General features: G+C 36.0%; 11 protein-coding genes. 9 read left to right on the top strand and 2 right to left on the bottom strand.

Annotated elements, in window-relative coordinates; all coding sequences use genetic code 11:
- Window positions 1-46 precede the first annotated feature (46 nt).
- From ACYIAM_RS04475 to tkt, 9 genes are all read left to right on the top strand, one after another.
- Window positions 47-1,939 carry a DNA topoisomerase III gene (locus ACYIAM_RS04475; RefSeq protein WP_483747418.1) on the top strand — a complete coding sequence of 631 codons (1,893 nt, stop codon included), beginning with the start codon at window positions 47-49 and terminating at the stop codon, window positions 1,937-1,939.
- Between the two features lie 1,337 nt (window positions 1,940-3,276).
- Complete coding sequence (locus ACYIAM_RS04470; RefSeq protein ID WP_160431542.1) at window positions 3,277-3,450, top strand: hypothetical protein; 174 nt, start codon at window positions 3,277-3,279, stop codon at window positions 3,448-3,450.
- Window positions 3,451-3,818: 368 nt separating this feature from the next.
- A complete protein-coding gene (mgtA, locus tag ACYIAM_RS04465) occupies window positions 3,819-6,527 on the top strand; it encodes a magnesium-translocating P-type ATPase (protein WP_483747417.1) in 2,709 nt (902 codons plus the stop codon).
- Window positions 6,528-7,773: 1,246 nt separating this feature from the next.
- Window positions 7,774-8,541, top strand: a complete 768-nt coding sequence (locus tag ACYIAM_RS04460; protein ID WP_202984976.1) for an endonuclease — start codon at window positions 7,774-7,776, stop codon at window positions 8,539-8,541.
- A gap of 588 nt (window positions 8,542-9,129) precedes the next feature.
- Window positions 9,130-9,372, top strand: coding sequence for a FeoA family protein (locus ACYIAM_RS04455; protein ID WP_174797217.1), 243 nt, complete (start codon window positions 9,130-9,132; stop codon window positions 9,370-9,372).
- A complete protein-coding gene (gene feoB, locus ACYIAM_RS04450) occupies window positions 9,369-11,693 on the top strand; it encodes a Fe(2+) transporter permease subunit FeoB (protein WP_483747416.1) in 2,325 nt (774 codons plus the stop codon). The genes ACYIAM_RS04455 and feoB overlap by 4 nt, the downstream gene beginning before the upstream one ends.
- Window positions 11,694-11,770: 77 nt before the next feature.
- Entirely contained in the window at window positions 11,771-12,007 is a 237-nt protein-coding gene (locus ACYIAM_RS04445; RefSeq protein ID WP_174797215.1) for a FeoC-like transcriptional regulator, read from the top strand.
- 339 nt (window positions 12,008-12,346) lie between these two features.
- Entirely contained in the window at window positions 12,347-13,297 is a 951-nt protein-coding gene (gene tal / locus ACYIAM_RS04440) for a transaldolase (RefSeq protein ID WP_174797214.1), read from the top strand.
- 138 nt (window positions 13,298-13,435) lie between these two features.
- A complete protein-coding gene (tkt, locus tag ACYIAM_RS04435) occupies window positions 13,436-15,442 on the top strand; it encodes a transketolase (protein WP_483747415.1) in 2,007 nt (668 codons plus the stop codon).
- A 73-nt stretch (window positions 15,443-15,515) separates the two neighbouring features.
- Here the strand turns inward: tkt and ACYIAM_RS04430 are convergent, their stop codons facing one another.
- Both ACYIAM_RS04430 and ACYIAM_RS04425 read right to left on the bottom strand, forming a co-directional pair.
- Window positions 15,516-17,090, bottom strand: coding sequence for a phosphoethanolamine transferase (locus tag ACYIAM_RS04430; protein WP_483747414.1), 1,575 nt, complete (start codon window positions 17,088-17,090; stop codon window positions 15,516-15,518).
- Between the two features lie 374 nt (window positions 17,091-17,464).
- Complete coding sequence (locus ACYIAM_RS04425; protein ID WP_483747413.1) at window positions 17,465-18,853, bottom strand: MATE family efflux transporter; 1,389 nt, start codon at window positions 18,851-18,853, stop codon at window positions 17,465-17,467.
- Between the last annotated feature and the right edge of the window lie 7 nt (window positions 18,854-18,860).

Below are 18,860 nucleotides of genomic sequence, written 5' to 3'. Positions count from 1 at the left end.
AACAATATCTTATACCTGTTGGAATTTTTAATGAACAATTATTGTTATGCAATCTAAACACTCTTATCGTTTATTTATCGCCGAAAAACCTAGCTTAGCTCGGGCTATTGCTGATGTCTTACCTAAACCTCATCAAAAAGGCAATGGCTTTATTAAAGCAAGTAATGGCGATGTTGTGAGCTGGTGTATTGGGCATCTATTAGAGCAAGCAACACCCGAAGTCTATGATCCTCGTTATAAAAAATGGGCGATTAACGATTTACCCATCGTGCCCCAGCAATGGATATTAATGCCAAAAGACAATACCAAAAAGCAATTTAATATTCTAGTGGATCTGATTAAATCAGCTGATCAAATTGTGCACGCAGGTGACCCAGATAGAGAAGGGCAGTTATTGGTTGATGAAGTCTTAAATTATTGTCAATTACCACCACATAAACGCAAAGCAATACAGCGGTGTTTAATCAGTGATTTGAATGCCAGCGCTGTTGAAAAATCCTTACAACAATTACGTAGTAATCAAGATTTTATCCCTTTATCCACTTCTGCATTAGCAAGAGCTCGAGCCGATTGGCTTTATGGTATTAATATGAGCCGGCTTTGTACTATTGTTGGGCAAAAAAACGGTTATCGAGGCGTATTATCAATAGGGCGAGTGCAAACGCCTATTTTAGGATTGGTGGTTAGACGAGATTTAGAGATAACGCAATTTGTACCTAAACCATTTTATGAAGTTTTTGCTGTGCTGCAAACCAAAGATAATGAAATATTCAAAGCGAAATGGCAACCCAGCGAAGCCTGTGCGCCTTATCAGGATGAAGAAGGGCGTGTATTAGTCAAAAAGTTAGCCGAAAATGTTTGTCAGCGCATTAATAATCAATCTGGAAAAATTGATAAAGTCAGTAATAAAAAGAAAGAACTAGCGCCACCCATGCCATTTAATTTATCGGCATTGCAAATTGAAATGGCCAAAAAAAATGGATTGAGCGCTCAAGATGTGCTCGACATTTGCCAATCGTTATATGAAAAACACAAATTAATCACCTATCCAAGGTCGGATTGTCGCTTTCTACCCGAAGAACATTTAAAACAAATTACAGGCATAAAGTCCGCCATTGAAAATAATTGCCCTGAACTACAAACCGCTATTAGTGATGCTAATTTTGCATTACGTTCCAAGGCTTGGAATGATAAAAAAGTTGAAGCACATCACGCTATTATTCCAACTTTGCGCAAAGCTAGAATGGAAAACTTAACTGATAACGAAAAAGCGGTGTATCAAGTTGTGGCAACGCAATATTTAGCTCAATTTTACCCAGCTTATAAATATGCAGAATTGCAAATTGATGTTGAAATTCAAGGGGGAAAATTTATTTCTAAAGCCAACCAGATGCTTGACGAAGGTTGGAAAGTTTTATTTAGAAGTAAAAACTACCAAGCTGACACCGAGACAAATGACAATGAAAGTAATGGTTTATTAACTAAATTAGTTAAAAAGGGCGAAACTGTGCAATGTATTGATACCGAGCTGGTTAGTAAAGAAACCCAACCGCCAAGACCTTTTACTGATGCAACATTATTGTCTGCTATGACAGGAATTGCCCGATTTGTTAAAGATCCTGAAATCAAAAAAATACTGCGTGAAACCGATGGTTTAGGTACCGAAGCAACAAGGGCCGGCATTATTGAATTGTTATTTAAACGCCAATTTTTAACTCGTCAAGGTAAAGCGATTCGCTCAACTGACGTGGGTAAAAATCTGATTTTATCTCTACCCGATATCATGTCGATGCCTGACATGACTGCACATTGGGAATTACAATTGGACGAAATTAGTAAGAAAGCCTTTACATACCAGCAGTTTATGCATCAGCTCAATACATCACTATTAGAGCTGGTTAATCAGTTAAAAAATACCAGACTCAATATTCGGGCTTGATTTGATATAAACGAAAAACAGGATAACATTTAACAAAAACGTTTCATCCTGTTTATTAAAATAGTCATATTGACTGACTATTTTAATCTCGTCGCTGAATTTGTTATTTTTCTTATTTAGTCATTTCTTCTAAATTACCTGAAATCGCATTATGTGGTTTAACCGTATTATAGCTTAACCTTTGATTTTTTTTCTTTTGAATGGCTAACTATTGTTGATCAGGTTACTGCTTGATAAATTTTCGTATCAGACTTTCGGCTTTGCTATTCGTTCGTGGGTAGGCAGGTTTAGTGAATTTTTGATTGATAGGATGGTTATCATACGTTTTAACGAACAGATACTGCAAAATCTCAATTAATCGCGAAACGGTATAGACTCCTGAATATTTTTTACAAAAAATATAACCGAAAACGAGAACACTTTTCTTCATTAAAATGCCTATTCCTTTCGGCTTTGCCATTCGTTCGTGGGTAGGCAGGTTTAGTGAATTTTTGATTGATAGGATGGTTATCACACGTTTTAACCAATAGATACTGCAAAGTCTCAATTAATCGCGAAACGGTATAGACTCCTGAATATTTTTTACAAAAAATATAACCGAAAACGAGAACACTTTTCTTCATTAAAATGCCTATTCCTTTCGGCTTTGCCATTCGTTTGTGGGTAGGCAGGTTTAGTGAATTTTTGATTGATAGGATGGTTATCACACGTTTTAACCAATAGATACTGCAAAGTCTCAATTAATCGTGAAACGGTATAGACTCCTGAATATTTTTTACAAAATCACAGCCTAAAAAGTGAATAGTTAAATAAATACCTCATAGTGAGTACGCAATTCATGTAGAAAATGATGCTGTCTGTTTTAGTGTTTTATATTTAATAAATGGCATATTATTTAATACTTCATGGGATCTTTCGGTGTTATAAATGCAATGTTCCAAATAAATTGAGATTAAATGTCGCTTATTACTTTATAAGAGATCGAATGACTGATCATAATATGTTGAGACAAATCCGTGACGGTTATTTTTTTATGATATAAGCGTCATATCGCTTGTTTGTGATATGGCGTTAGTTTTGTTATGTATATTTATTAACTGTAGTTTTTCAACTTACTGTAAACAACGCGAGTAACTCCTACATATGGAGTAATTTAGAAAGTTCCATTTAAAATATTCCTGTTAATTAATTGTAAAGTGATGGCATCTTATATTAGGTAATTTGGGTATAAATTCGATATAAAATGAAGATAAAAACGGCGATAAATGCTGTTTTCCAACAATTATCACTCTTTTAAGGCTGTATGGGTTGACTTTTGTTTCGGAAAGGCGTATAAAATGCCCGCCTTTAAAGCTTTTCTTCCTTTTTTAGCTATTATGGAAGTTAAAAATGAGGGTGAAGGGAAGTTGAAATACAAAGTGAAGAGTTCAATTTACAGGAGAAATATGGACACTCAATCGGGTCACCCCAAAATGTGGGGAGATAATTTTAAACACATCATTATCGGTTAATGAACCTGTCTAAATCACCATTTTTTCAGTTCACAAGCCGAAATTGATAAAACGGTAATGGTGAACGATATGCATTTTTTTACACGCTATCACACAAATTCAAAACATCAATGCGCACAAAGCTTAATGTTGCGTGTTTTACATCTTTCAGAAAAACATTTAGAACCACCGAGTTGTATCTAAATTCTTAATTAATTCTATTTGCTAATTAAATTTAATGCTCAGCACTAGCTATACAAAATAGCTTTATGGGCTAGTTTTGCTATGCACTAAAAATTTTAGCTCATCTCAAAATTTAATGACTTATCGTTACTTGGTAACAATGAGTTGGCATGCTTTTGCCAAAATTATGAATATAGGTACTCATGATGACAAAAAACACATCAAAAACCAAAACACAAAATAGTGTAGATATCAAGGCTATCAACGAAGCACAAAACAGCCTAGATAGCATTTTATCTAAATTTCAATCCAGCCTTTCAGGATTAACACAAGAAAGTGTCAAATCGAGAATTGAACAATATGGTAAAAACGAAGTCGCACGAGAAAAAGCGCCATCAGTGATAGTGCAACTATTAATGGCATTTAATAACCCATTTATATTTGTATTATTAGCATTAGCTAGTGTCAGTTTTGTGACCGATTTTTGGTTGCCTTTGCAAAATGGTGAAGAAACTGATTTAACAGGAATTATTATTATCCTAACCATGGTATCGCTCAGTGGGATATTGCGTTTTTGGCAAGAGTTTCGATCAAACAAAGCGGCCGAAGCGCTAAAATCAATGATTCGCACAACCGCAACTGTGCTAAGACGTGCCCATAAAGATATGACCCCAGAACGCATTGAAATTCCATTAAGTGAAATTGTTCCAGGAGATATTGTTTATTTATCAGCAGGTGACATGATCCCTGCTGATATCCGATTAATCGAATCTCGTGACTTATTTGTTAGTCAAGCTGTACTCACTGGCGAATCGATTCCGGTTGAAAAATACGACACATTAGGCGCGGTAACACAAAAAAATACCGATAATATCGAAGCATCAGATATTAATAAGAATAATTTACTTGATGTTAATAACATCTGTTTTATGGGCACTAATGTTGTTAGTGGCACCGCAACTGCCATTGTGGTTGCAACCGGTGCTGATACGCATTTTGGCTCATTAGCAAAATCAATTGTTGGATCGCGTGCTGAAACTTCATTTGATCGTGGTGTTAACAGTGTTAGTTGGTTGCTTATTCGCTTTATGCTAATCATGGTGCCAATTGTCTTTTTTATTAATGGCTTTTCAAAAAACGATTGGGGCGATGCGGCACTCTTTGCATTAGCCGTTGCGGTTGGTTTAACGCCTGAAATGTTACCAATGATCGTCAGTGCTAACCTAGCTAAAGGTGCAGTTGGTATGGCAAAACGTAAAGTTGTAGTTAAACGACTTAACGCTATCCAAAATTTTGGCGCGATGGACATTTTATGTACCGATAAAACAGGCACCTTAACGCAAGATAAAATCATTTTAGAACATCACCTTGATATAAAGGGGCAAGTTGACTCTTCTGTTTTAGAACTCGCTTGGCTTAACAGCTATTATCAAAGTGGTATGAAAAACTTAATGGATAAAGCGATCATCCGTTTCACCGAAGAAAAAACCAATATGAAAAAGGTGGGTGTTGGTTTATACAAAAAAATTGATGAGTTACCGTTTGATTTTGTCCGTCGTCGTTTATCGGTGGTTGTGCAAAATGGCAGTGATAACCATTTGATGATTTGCAAAGGCGCAGTTGAAGAAATGCTATCTATTGCTAGTCATGTTTATGAAAATGGAGAATACTTACCGCTCGACGATAAACGCAAACAAGCGTTAATTGCACTTGCACATGACTACAACAAAGATGGTTTTAGAGTATTAGCGGTTGGCATAAAAGACATTCCAGCTAGCGAAACAAAAGAACAATACACTGTACAAGACGAATCAGCGCTTGCTATTCGTGGCTTTTTAACCTTTTTAGATCCACCAAAAGAAAGCGCTTTCGAGGCAATTTCAGCATTGAATGAACATGGTGTCGGCGTTAAAGTCTTAACTGGTGATAACGAAATTATCACCATCAAAGTGTGTCGAGAAGTCGGTTTAGAGCCAGGTATTCCATTACTTGGTACTGAAATTGAAAAAATGGATGATGCTGAACTCAAAATACAAATCGAACAACGCACTATTTTTGCTAAATTAACACCGTTGCAAAAATCGCGAATTATCCGATTATTACAAGATAACGGTCATACTGTTGGTTTTTTAGGAGACGGTATAAACGATGCGCCGGCACTGCGCGATGCTGATGTAGGAATTTCGGTTGATACTGCAACGGATATTGCCAAAGAATCTGCCGATATTATTCTGCTTGAAAAAAGCCTAATGGTATTGGAAGAAGGTGTAATATGCGGTCGCGAAACTTTTGGTAATATTATGAAATATCTAAATATGACTGCAAGTTCGAATTTTGGTAATATTTTTTCAGTATTAGTGGCTAGTGCGTTTCTGCCATTTTTGCCTATGCTAGCAATCCATTTACTTATTCAAAACTTACTGTATGATATTTCTCAACTCTCATTACCATGGGACAAAATGGACGATGAGTTTTTACAAAAACCGCGCAAATGGGATGCGCTAAATATTAGACGCTTTATGATTTGGATTGGCCCAACATCGTCTATTTTTGATATCACAACCTATGCACTAATGTGGTTTGTATTTAGTGCAAACAGTGTTGAAGCGCAATCGCTGTTTCATTCAGGGTGGTTTATTGAGGGATTATTGTCACAAACTTTAGTTGTGCATATGCTTAGAACACAAAAAATTCCATTTGTGCAAAGCACCGCGGCATTTCCTGTTATTGTGATGACATTGTTAATTATGGCTGTAGGTATTTATATTCCGTTTTCTCCACTGGGTGGATTAATCGGTTTACAACCATTACCTTGGTCATACTTTCCATGGCTTTTAGCAACCCTATTTAGCTATTGCTGTGTTGCACAACTGATGAAACGCATTTATATCAAACGCTTTGGTCAATGGTTTTAATTGACCAATAACAGCTAAGCGATATTGACATCGCTTAGCTATCTTAAAATTTATATAGTAAAAAATTATTAAAAATTAATTTATTCGCCCTATAATTATAACTAAAAGGAAATAATCTATGAAAACACCACATAAAAATTTAATTATGTTAATCAAAAGCCGTAAACAAAAGAAAGCACAACAGCAATTAAAAGTAAAATGATTTGCTTTAATGAGTTAAGTTAATATAAAACAAAACCCTCAAATTATTGGGGGTTCATTTACCGCCCCACTTGCTATTTACTATTAACCGAACAAATCTATCTAGTACCAAGTTCTCGTCGCCTCACACGCAAGCCAGCCAAGCAGAAATAGGCATTTATCTATAATAGCCAACACAATACCTATACTTGACCGGGCAGACAACGCTAGCGCATAAAATCACTAGCCGAAAAAAAGGTTATCATCATAATCATTCTGAATCGATACGGTGTAAATAATATCCTTTATTATCACAATGTACCAAAGTCAAAACCACAAAAAAATTATTAGATGACATATCTGATAGACCGATAAAGGCAAAGCCAATTAAATTTGCTCAAGTACATAGAGTAAAAAAGTTATGCCAGATAAAAGAACCAATAAAACCACTCTTATTACGACAGTTTGGTCTACTATTTTTTTATAGGTTTAACAAAAATATTAATTAAAATTTGAGTGATAAATACGGGCATAAATTCCGAATGATATTAAGATTTGTCCGCAATCTGAAAGCCTTATCTAGAGATTTTTTTGTTATTTTTTTCAAAGTTTAATGCTTTCGACTATAAACTTAGTTTCTGACATGTTTAAGTCTAACTTGGTTTGTTTAATCATTGTGTTATTGTTTATATTTTATTTAAAAGTTTTGCTGTTGATACCTCATTTTTATTACTCGATTTGTTAATTTTGGATCGAGTTAATACCTTATAATCGCCTTGATTTATTAAATAATAGTTGTTATATTGGAAGGCATTGATAGGGCGTCACTCTCAACTTTGAACTATTTTAGAATGCTGGGGAGCTAATCAAAAGTAGCAGAATTAAAATGAATATTTTTAACTTCATGTTAATTCTTTTTAAACCTTTGTCTTAGTTCGGGGAATTACTTTATCAATTCTCTCATTTGATAGCTAACGTTGTAAGTTATCTTATATTAAAGATCAATGCTTTTTATATAAAAATATTAAAATTTTTATATGTTTTGGAGTTGTTTTTAAAAGGATTTATGAAAAAGCTATTCATCGCATTATTTATCTTCTCGTGCTGTAATCTTAGTTATGCCGATACTATGGGTGTTTATGTTGTAAATTCACACGATGGTTCAGTTTCATTGGTACAAGTCGAGCAACCAACCGTTAACAGCAAACAAAATTTTAATTGGGCAAAAAACCAGTTAGTTAAAATCTATAACGAAAACCCTAAACAAACGGAATTTTATTGCGGATGTGAATTCAGTTTTAACAATAAAAAAGGGACTGTTGACTTCACTAAATGCGGTTACACTCCAAGAAAAAATCAAACAAGAGCAGAACGCATTGAGTGGGAACACGTTATGCCAGCCGAAAATTTTGGACGTCACCTACAGTGCTGGCGCGATGGCGGACGTAAAGCGTGTAAAAAAGATGTTACGTTCAACTTGATGGAGGGGGATATACACAATCTACAACCCGCTATTGGTGAGGTAAATGGTGATAGGTCAAATTATCGCTATTCGCAATTCACTAAAGAATTTAATCAATATGGAAAATGCCAATCAGCCGTTGATTTTAAAGGAAGAAAATTTCAACCGCGCGACGAGATTCGAGGAACAATAGCACGAACCTATTTCTATATGTCGAATAAATACAATATAAATTTATCAGATTCTGAGTATAAATTAATGACCGAGTGGAATAAAATGTATCCTCCTAAACAATGGGAATGCAAGCGCAATCAACAAATTAAACAAATTCAGGGTAATGATAATAAACTTATTACCTCACAATGTAACTAACCAAATTAAGCCGACTCAAGTCGGTTTTTTATACAAAAATTTAAATAATTTTCTTAAACATTATCTCCATTTAGACGATCTTAAGCCTAGCAAAGCTGCTAGTTCTCAAATGCCTAGAGTTGGTATACGATCCTATAAAACGTCGAAAACCGAATGTGATGACATAAAGCGCTAGTCAGGGAAAACAACCAGAGAATTTATTTTCACTTCTTGGTTCCTCGTTTTGCTTATATAAATTCCAATGAATAACTAGCGTATGTCGGGGTAAGTTTGAATTAATCTATATAAAATTTAATTAAAATCAATATGCTATTTGAACGTTTTTTTATGAAAACAATAACGCTTTTAAAGCAATTGAAAACTATTGTTACGATTTATTTTATAGATATAAAAGGGCAAAACCAAATGAGTTTGGTTTTGTTCTTCTATGATTTTACTATTTTTTCGATTTTTTTACGTGTTATTTGTTGTTATTGAGAATAATTCGCATTTTTACACTAAAAATAATTTTGATTATTTTTTAAGATATGCATCTTTGATTTAATACGATTACTTTTATCAATACTATCGTTATTTTTAGGAAGCACAATGTCATCTTTAACCCTTAATCAGTTACCTTTAGGGCGCGAGGCGGTGATTACTCGATTATTACCTGAATCGTTACCCTTTCGTCGAAAGTTGCTTGCAATGGGCATTACGCCGGGTTGTAAGGTTTTGGCTGTGCGCGTTGCACCACTTGGCGATCCGATTGAAATTAAAATGCGTGGATTTGCACTTTGCTTGCGTCGTAAAGAAGCACAAGCCATTGAAGTAATGGAGGTAAGTGCGTGAAGATAGCATTAATTGGTAACCCTAATAGTGGTAAGACAACGTTATTTAATATACTAACGGGTTCAAAACAGCGAGTAGGGAACTGGCCGGGCGTAACTGTTGAACGTAAAACCGGTATGTTCACTTATCATCATACACAATATGAAGTTATCGATTTGCCTGGTACGTATTCAATTGAGCCTGATCTGCTTAGTGTTTCGCAAGATGAGCTTATTGCGCGCCAATTCGTGCTGTCCGAAAGTGAATGCGTGATTATTAATATTATTGATGCAACTAATTTGCAACGTAGTTTGTATTTAACTTGTCAGTTGATTGATTTACAAGTACCGATGATTGTTGTGTTAAATATGAGCGATGCAGTTAAAGCCATGGGCGAACAGATTAATGTTGATCTGTTGTCAACTTTGCTCGGTTGTCCTGTGGTGGCAATATCATCTCGTCAAAAAACGGGCTTGCAGGGCTTTTATCAACAAATCGAAAACATGGTAATGCATCCATATGCAGCACAGCCATCGATTGATTTGCTTGGCGAGGATCAGCAAGCGGTGATTCATGGTTATATTTGCGATCTGCCTGAAGATAGTGTTGTGCGCCAATTTAATCGCTGGCAATTGATAGATGCCTTATTAGATGATTCGCGCTATCACTTATCACAACGTGAAACCAAAATGTTAGCGGACTGCCGCTTGTCGCTTGCAAAGTGGTGTGATAATGAAATCGATGTGGCACTTGCTAGCGCCCGTTATGACACGATTGATGTAATTTGTAAAAAAGTCATTGAGAAACCGCGTGAGCTTAGCCGTCGGTTTTCTGATAGGTTAGATAATATTGCGTTAGGGCGTATTACTGGAATCCCGTTCTTTTTGTTAGCTATGTATGCCATGTTTATGGTGGCGATTAATTTTGGTGCGGTGTTTATTGATTTTTTTGATGTGCTTTGTGGCACTATTTTTGTTAATGGCACAACCGAGCTACTTCATGCCATCAATGCTCCAAATTGGATTACAGCTATTTTAGCCAATGGTATTGGTCGTGGCATTCAAACTGTTTCAACGTTTATTCCTGTTATTGGGGCGATGTTTTTTTGTTTGTCGTTTCTAGAGGATTCTGGTTATTTGGCACGCGCAGCAATGGTAATCGATCGGCTAATGCGCAGTATCGGGTTGCCGGGTAAAGCGTTTGTGCCAATGCTTGTGGGGTTTGGCTGCGGTGTGCCAGCCATTATGGGCACGCGAACGCTTGAAAGTACACGTGATCGCATTATGTCCATTTGTATGATCCCTTTTATGTCATGTGGAGCAAGGTTGCCGGTTTATGCATTATTTGCGGTGATATTCTTCCCTAAAAACTCCTCTATAGTGGTGTTTGCTTTATATTTGCTAGGCATTGCAGTGGCAATGGTGACGGGATTTGTGCTCAAATTCACTTTATTAAAAGGTTCGCTCACACCATTTATTATGGAAATGCCTGTGTATCGTATTCCGACTTTAAGTAGTCTAATTAGTTTGACTTGGCAGCGCTTAACGTCATTTATTTTTAGAGCAGGTAAAGCCATTGTGTTGATGGTAACGGTATTAAGTGTGCTTAACTCATGGGGGAGTGATGGTTCATTTAAGCAAGAAAGTTCACAAAACTCTATGCTTTCTGTTGTTAGTCAAAAAATCACTCCTGCATTTGCACCGATGGGGATTAAACACGATAATTGGCCAGCAACAGTTGGTATTTTTACTGGTATTTTTGCTAAAGAATCGGTAATTGCAACACTCAATTCACTTTATTCTATCGATGATGATAACGAGCAAGATGAACCATTTAGTTTGTCGCAAGGAATTTTAGAAGCGCTAGCAACCATTCCAAAAAATATGGCAAGTTTGTCGAATGCTGTTTTAGATCCGTTAGGCTTTAATACTGCTTCACAAGATATGGATTCACTACAGACTGATTTAGAGGTGGATTCGACAACAATTTCACAAATTAAAAATGGGTTTAGTTCACCTTCGGCTGCGATGAGTTATTTAATTTTTATTTTACTTTATACTCCTTGTGCTGCGGCGTTGGGTGCTGTTTATCGCGAAGCTGGTTTTAAGTGGATAGTGTTTGTGGCAATTTGGACTTTTACCGTTGCGTGGCTTACGGCAACCATTTATTATCAATTTACGTTGCTTGGGCATTCGCCTGTAGCCGTTTGGTGGCTGTTTGGGTGCAGTGCATTTATTATTATAGTGGTACTGTTTATGCGTACTTTAGGGCGATATTCGTCTTTTAATCAATCAACAGCGCCAAATTCATCCCACTGTAAAAAATCATCGTGCTGTCAGTAAATAAATGGCTGGCTAATTTGTAAAATATAAATAGAGGAAAAGTATGCTGGGATCACCCTGCCACTTTGGTTATGGCTATGTTAATAACATCAATTCGTGATTATGTACAATTAAAAGGTCGTGCACCATTGCAAGATATTGCCAGACACTTTCATCTACCTGAAAGCGCAACTGAGCAGATGTTACGGTTTTGGATCAAAAAAGGCGTGATAAAATTGCTAGCGCAAGATCAGCCATTGGCTTGCCAAGCTAACCAGTGTCGTTCTTGTACAAGTTGTGGTTTAACTAGTCAACTTGAATATGTTTGGGTTTAATCAGTTAAATCATGGTTTAGCGAATTTTTAAATCTGCAAATTTTTTTGTTAAGTATTTTGTCGATTTAAAGAGCGATTAATGCAAATTAACCCTAATTTGATTTTGTGATTTAATTCACATAATTGAATTTATTTATACGATAAAAATAGCAGGCATGACTAATATTAATAAGTAATAATGTTACGGTAAAGCCTGATTCTGCCTTTTTTATTTGCATTTTACAGCGCTTTTTTGCCCACAGCCAAGATCAATCATCATCCAGTGACAAAGTCGTTTTATTATTGAATAAATGTTATTATACTTTCATTATAATAACACGCTGTATGAGGATAAAAAGTATGAGTCAATTAGATGAGTTTAAAAAATTAACTGTGGTGGTAGCTGATACGGGGGATATCGATTCAATTAAGCAGTTTTCCCCCGAAGATGCAACAACGAATCCCTCTCTTGTTTTGAAAGCAGCGCAACTCCCTCAATATCGCAATTTAATTGATTCTGCAGTGCAAACCGCTAAAAAATTAGGTGGTAGTAAAGAACAGCAGTTAGTTAATGCGTGTGATCAAGTTGCGGTGAATATTGGTGCCGAGATTTTAAAAACCGTTCCAGGGCGAATTTCGACCGAAGTTGATGCGCGTTTGTCCTTTGATAAACAAGGTTGTATTGAAAAAGCGCGTAAAATCATTGCACTTTATCAGGAAAAGGGCATTGATAAGTCTCGTATTTTAATTAAAATTGCGTCAACGTGGGAAGGCATTAAAGCGGCTGAAGTGCTTGAAAAAGAAGGTATTAACTGTAATTTAACGTTATTATTTTCGTTCGCGCAAGCGCGTGCCTGTGCTGAAGTCAATGCCTTTTTAATTTCGCCATTTGTAGGGCGTATTTATGATTGGTATCAAGCTAAAAAACCAATCAATCCTTATGTGGCTGATGAAGATCCGGGCGTTGTTTCTGTGCGTAATATTTTTAATTATTATAAACAACATGGTTATAAAACTATTGTCATGGGTGCAAGCTTCCGTAAAGTCGATCAAATCTTGGCGTTAGCTGGTTGTGATAGGTTAACGATTTCGCCCAATTTACTTGCCGAAATGCAACAATCAAATGTGCCTGTTGTGCAAAAACTTAATCCAAATCAATCTGTGGTTGAGCGCCCTGCGCCAATGACCGAAGCTGAATTTAGATGGCAACATAATAGTGATGCTATGGCAGTTGAAAAATTAGCCGAAGGCATTCGCGCATTTGCCGTTGATCAAGGAAAATTAGAAGATATGATTGGCGCACTGCTATAATCATTTACACATGATAGGGGAGTTAGCTCCCCATTTTTATACTAATTTTTGTTAATTTAACTAACTATTTTGCAAGTGATATCAACCTTGCAGGCATTAACAAATTTTCACTCAAAAAATTTTTTTGGAGATTATAATATGAATGCAACCACACTATCTCACCGCGATCTGGCGAATGCGATAAGGGCATTGAGCATGGATGGCGTACAGAAAGCAAAATCAGGGCACCCTGGTGCGCCTATGGGTATGGCGGATATGGCTGAAGTGCTTTGGCGTGGCTTTTTAAAACATAATCCAAATAACCCAAAATGGGCTGATCGCGACCGTTTTATTTTATCAAATGGTCATGCTTCTATGTTGATCTATAGTTTATTACATTTAACCGGTTATGACGTGACCATTGATGATCTAAAAAACTTTCGTCAGTTGCATTCAAAAACCGCAGGACACCCTGAATATGGTTATGTGCCGGGTGTTGAAACAACAACCGGACCACTAGGTCAAGGTATTGCTAATGCCGTTGGTATGGCTATTGCCGAAAGAACGTTAGCTGCACAATTTAATAAACCTGATCATACTATTGTTGATCACCATACTTATGTGTTTATGGGTGATGGTTGTATGATGGAGGGGATTTCGCACGAAGTGTGTTCCTTAGCTGGTACTCTTAAATTAGGTAAACTTATTGCGTTTTATGATGATAATGGTATTTCAATCGATGGTGAAGTCGAAGGTTGGTTTACTGATGATACCGCAAAACGTTTTGAAGCTTACGGCTGGCATGTTATCCGTAGTATTGATGGTCATGATGCTAAAGCGTTAAAAGAAGCCATCGAGCAAGCGCAGGCGGTAACCGATAAACCATCATTATTAATGTGTAAAACGGTGATTGGTTTTGGATCGCCAAATAAAGCCGGTAGCCATGAAAGCCATGGTGCACCATTAGGCGATGCCGAAATTGAAGCAACACGTAAGGCTCTTGGTTGGAATTATCCTGCTTTTGAAATTCCTAAAGATTACTATGATGCTTGGAATGCTAAAACTAAAGGTGAGCAGATCGAAGATGAATGGAATGTTCGTTTTGATGCTTATGCTAAGGCTTATCCTGAATTAGCCAAAGAATTTAAGCGTCGTGTTAATGGTGATTTGCCGGAAAATTGGTCACAAATTGCTAACGATGTGGTGAATAAACTCCAAGCAAATCCAGCAGCAATTGCTACCCGTAAAGCATCACAAAATGCTATTGAAGCTTTTGCTCCAGCTTTACCAGAGTTTTTAGGTGGTTCGGCTGATTTAGCGCCAAGTAATTTAACCATGTGGTCAGGATCTAAAGAGATATTAGCTAATGCGGATGGTAATTATATCCATTATGGTGTGCGTGAGTTTGGTATGTCCGCTATTATGAATGGTATTGCGTTACATGGTGGATTTATTCCTTATGGTGCGACATTTTTAATGTTTATGGAATATGCACGTAATGCCATTCGAATGGCGGCATTAATGAAAATTCGTGCTTTATTTGTCTATACTCATGATTCAATTGGCTTGGGTGAAGATGGACCAACGCATCAACCTGTTGAACAAATGGCAAGCTTACGTGTTACGCCAAATGTGAGTACTTGGCGACCGTGCGATCAAGTCGAATCAGCTATTGCGTGGCAATATGCGATAGAACGTAAAGACGGTCCAACAGCGTTGATTTTTTCACGACAAAATCTTAAACAACAAGACCGCACTGCTCATCAATTAGCTGATGTGTATCGCGGTGGTTATATCTTAAATGATTGCATAGGTACACCTGATTTAATTATTATTGCGACGGGTTCAGAAGTTGAGCTTGCTGTTGAAGCTTATCAACAATTGACTCAAGCAGGTAAAAAAGTGCGGGTGGTGTCAATGCCATCAACCGATGCGTTTGATAAACAAGATCAGGGGTATAAAGAGTCAGTATTGCCATCGTCAGTAACAGCTCGCCTTGCCATTGAAGCAGGTATTAGCGATTATTGGTATAAATATGTTGGCCTTAACGGCAAAGTGATTGGTATGACAAGCTTCGGCGAATCAGGTCCAGCGGATCAATTGTTTAAAGAGTTTGGTTTTACTGTTGAAAATGTGCTTGCGCAAGCAAATAGCTTGTTGAAATAGTTAATTTATTACATTAAAAAAACGCCATCAGCAAAAGTGTTGATGGCGTTTTTTGTTATTTAAATAATGGGTATTAATTAAAAGGATTTGGGTCATTTTTTAATTTATTAAATTGATATAATTTATTGTTATCCCAATCTTTTACTTTGATATTCTGTTGTTCGGGTATCTGAGCAAGCTCATTTTGCATATAATCATGTTTCACATCTAGTTTAACCCCCATCCAGTTGCTTAACAAATAAACTAGTTGGAATCCCGATATCTGTTTATTAATTTTTTGTTGGGAGGATTTATCTGAATCAAAAAAGATAAAAGGAACTCGATAGCTATCTTGGTAGTTTGGATTGTGTCTTAAATCATTGTATTGATCTGCATGTGCAAGTCCATGATCGGCAAAGTAAACGACTGAATAATCTTGCTTGTATTTTTCTAACTTATTGATTGTTTCTGCAATAAGATCGTCTGTTTCTTTAATGCTACTAACATAACATGATATGTTTTTGTTATTCAGATCAAACTGCACTTTAAATTCTAATCGCCTACAAAAGTGGGGATGAGAGCCAATTAGATGCATAACAATAAGTTTTGGTTTACTATCTTCTGTCGATAAAATATTGTCTAATTCAGGTAATAATAAGGTATCATGTTTTCCTCTTGATGATTTGCCATTATATTCGCCTTTTTTGGTATAAAAAGAATGCTTTGCATAAGCGGCAATACGGGGTACGGTAATTTCAATTGCGCCTAATTTGCCTTGATTTGAAAGCCAATAGGTTTCAAATCCAGCATCATTAGCAATGCTTACAATATTATTATTGAGTTGAGCATTCACCTTTTTGTCGACTGAAAAGATCGATTGGCTAATGAGGTGTGGAATTGATGCTTGAGTATTTGGGGCTGGTGCAATCAATCCATCCCAAATAACACTGGCATGAGTGCGGGTAAATGGTGTATTGTCATATTTAAAACCATAAGCACTCATATAGTCTTTTCGAACGCTTTCACCAATGATAATAACATAGGTTTTATGCTTTGGGTTAACCGATACAATTGGTATGTTATTGGTTTGTTCAATCTGTTTAAGTTGTTGTTCTTTTTCAGTTAAATATAGTTTACTACTTTCATAAAATCCAATACAGAACTCTAAAATAGGATATTTGATATTACTAAAAAAAGAATAAGCTATTGAACTGAAAGTGTCTGGATGATGTCGAAGAATAGTTTTTATTGGTTTATAAAAAGTTAATCCTAATACAAAAATAATTAAATAGCGGTTGTTTATTTTAGGGAACGGAAACTTTTTAAATAAGATAATAAAAGATACCGCCAAGAATAGCGGAACAAAATAGAAATAACTAGGCAGTTGTGAACAAAACTCTGTCATTTCATCAATATCTGTTTCAGCAATAGAACTAATCACGGCAACATTGGGTGAACCATAATAAAATCCTACCGGTAAATAGAGTGCTGCTATGACAAACCATATGCCAAAAAAGATTCGGAAAAAAGTAAATCGCGCCAAAAAGATAAGAGAAAAGTAAGTTAGAAATATGCGATCAAATCTTTGAGGGAAACCTAATAAATAAACCAACAGAATAGAAAGACAAATATACACGCCGTGTAAAAATAGATTTTCTTTTTTTATCATTATAGTAACTATATTAATTATATCAAATTTAGGTTTCAAAGATTATAAATTTATTCAAATTTTAAGCAATGTTTTTTTATTTAATTAAATATTTAATTTAAGTATTAATTAATGATCATTTAATAGAAGTATTATTACACAAGGCGATGCTTATTTTAGTGATAAAACTGATTGGGTATAGATAACGACGACGAGAAAACGAAGAAGTTTCTTTATTAGTGGGCTGCTAGAATAGCAGATAAAACCGCGACTTGTCCATAATCATTCAAGGATTAACCCATTTTTCAGCTTGATTATTCAAGATTCCATACTGGACTATGAATCAAAATATGGTTAACCCTTTTTATAGTATTGAAGGTCTTATATAAATAATGTTATTTTGATGCCTGTTCTAAAATAACCTCCACGGGTTGTTTTTGGATGTAGATCATCCTAGCTATCAATAGTAAAGCGGCAACAGCAAGTCCTGATATAATGCCTATCCAAAAACCAGCTGCACCAATTGGCTCAATGATTAGATTGGTTAATCCTAAAACATAGCCAACAGGCAGTCCAACTATCCAATAAGAAAGTAGGGTGATAAAAAAGATGCTTTGGGTATCTTTGTAACCTCGTAGTACGTTACTTGCTACTACTTGTAAATAATCTGACGCTTGATAAATAGCCAATAATATAATGAGCTGCATACAGATAGTCATGACGGCTGTTTCTTTGGTGAATAGAGCCACAATCGGTGTTTTAAAAATAACTAAGATTAGCGCAATAATAATCGCGATGGCTAAGGATATGGCTAAACTAATATAAGCGGTTTGTTTGGCTAAAGCTGGTTTTTTTTTGCCCAGTAAATAACCAACACGAATACTGGTTGCAACACCAAGAGATAATGGAATAGCAAAGGTTAAACTGCTGATAGTGAATATAATTTGATGTGCAGCAACGGTTATTTGACCTAATGGGGCAATTAATAATGCAATCACAGCAAATAAGCTCATTTCAAAAAAGTAAGCGAGCGCAAGAGGAGTGCCAAGCACAACAATTTTTTTGATTATGCCAAAATCAACTAGTTTGGTGATTGGCGTTTGACGAATATCGCGTTGGCTTGCACTAGTGAGTGTGTATAAGCGTATTAATATAAACATGAGCCAAAAAATAATTGTCGCTGTAATGCCACAGCCGACTCCACCAAAAGCAGGTAAACCTAATTTTCCATAGATTAAAACGTAGTTAATTGGAATGTTAGCAAGAAGGGCAATGAATATGATCACCATCGCTGGTTTGGTATTTGATAGTCCTTCACATTGATTTCGGTAGACCAAAAAGAGTAAAAAAGCAGGTACACCCCACATTATGGCGCGTAAAAATGAGACTGCAACCTCAACCATTTCGGGATCGATAGGGTGATCAGCTGAGCTTCTTAAGTTAATGACTTTGTCAGAATGGTATAGAAACAACATCATTAATATTGATAATATGAGCGCTATTACTACACCTTGACGGGTTTGATCAGCAACTTGATCACGTTTAGCTGCACCATTTAAGTTTGAAATAATTGGTGTTAATACCGTTAACAAACCTTGTCCAAATAAAATCGTGGGCAACCAAATTGACACTGCAATAGCCACACCAGATAGGGCTGTTTTGCTATAATTCCCTGCCATAATGGTATCGACAAATGTAATTGCTGTTTGTGATATTTGTGCAATAAGTACAGGAACCGCTAATTTAACGAGATTTTTTATTTCGTGTTTATAATGTTGTTTCATTGTTTTT

The sequence above is a fragment of the Gilliamella sp. X-60 genome, from assembly GCF_057063585.1.
The sequence above is the reverse complement of the archived record's forward strand: the minus strand, read 5'-3'. Positions and strand labels throughout refer to the sequence as shown.

What these genes read in the sequence shown, in the direction of transcription:
- tkt (WP_483747415.1), top strand. Translation starts at nt 13,436, where the DNA reads ATGAATGCAACCACACTATCTCACCGCGATCTGGCGAATGCGATAAGG.
- mgtA (WP_483747417.1), top strand. Translation starts at nt 3,819, where the DNA reads ATGACAAAAAACACATCAAAAACCAAAACACAAAATAGTGTAGATATC.
- ACYIAM_RS04470 (WP_160431542.1), top strand. Translation starts at nt 3,277, where the DNA reads ATGCCCGCCTTTAAAGCTTTTCTTCCTTTTTTAGCTATTATGGAAGTT.
- ACYIAM_RS04455 (WP_174797217.1), top strand. Translation starts at nt 9,130, where the DNA reads ATGTCATCTTTAACCCTTAATCAGTTACCTTTAGGGCGCGAGGCGGTG.
- ACYIAM_RS04425 (WP_483747413.1), bottom strand. Translation starts at nt 18,853, where the DNA reads ATGAAACAACATTATAAACACGAAATAAAAAATCTCGTTAAATTAGCG.
- ACYIAM_RS04460 (WP_202984976.1), top strand. Translation starts at nt 7,774, where the DNA reads ATGAAAAAGCTATTCATCGCATTATTTATCTTCTCGTGCTGTAATCTT.
- ACYIAM_RS04430 (WP_483747414.1), bottom strand. Translation starts at nt 17,090, where the DNA reads ATGATAAAAAAAGAAAATCTATTTTTACACGGCGTGTATATTTGTCTT.
- ACYIAM_RS04445 (WP_174797215.1), top strand. Translation starts at nt 11,771, where the DNA reads ATGTTAATAACATCAATTCGTGATTATGTACAATTAAAAGGTCGTGCA.
- tal (WP_174797214.1), top strand. Translation starts at nt 12,347, where the DNA reads ATGAGTCAATTAGATGAGTTTAAAAAATTAACTGTGGTGGTAGCTGAT.
- ACYIAM_RS04475 (WP_483747418.1), top strand. Translation starts at nt 47, where the DNA reads ATGCAATCTAAACACTCTTATCGTTTATTTATCGCCGAAAAACCTAGC.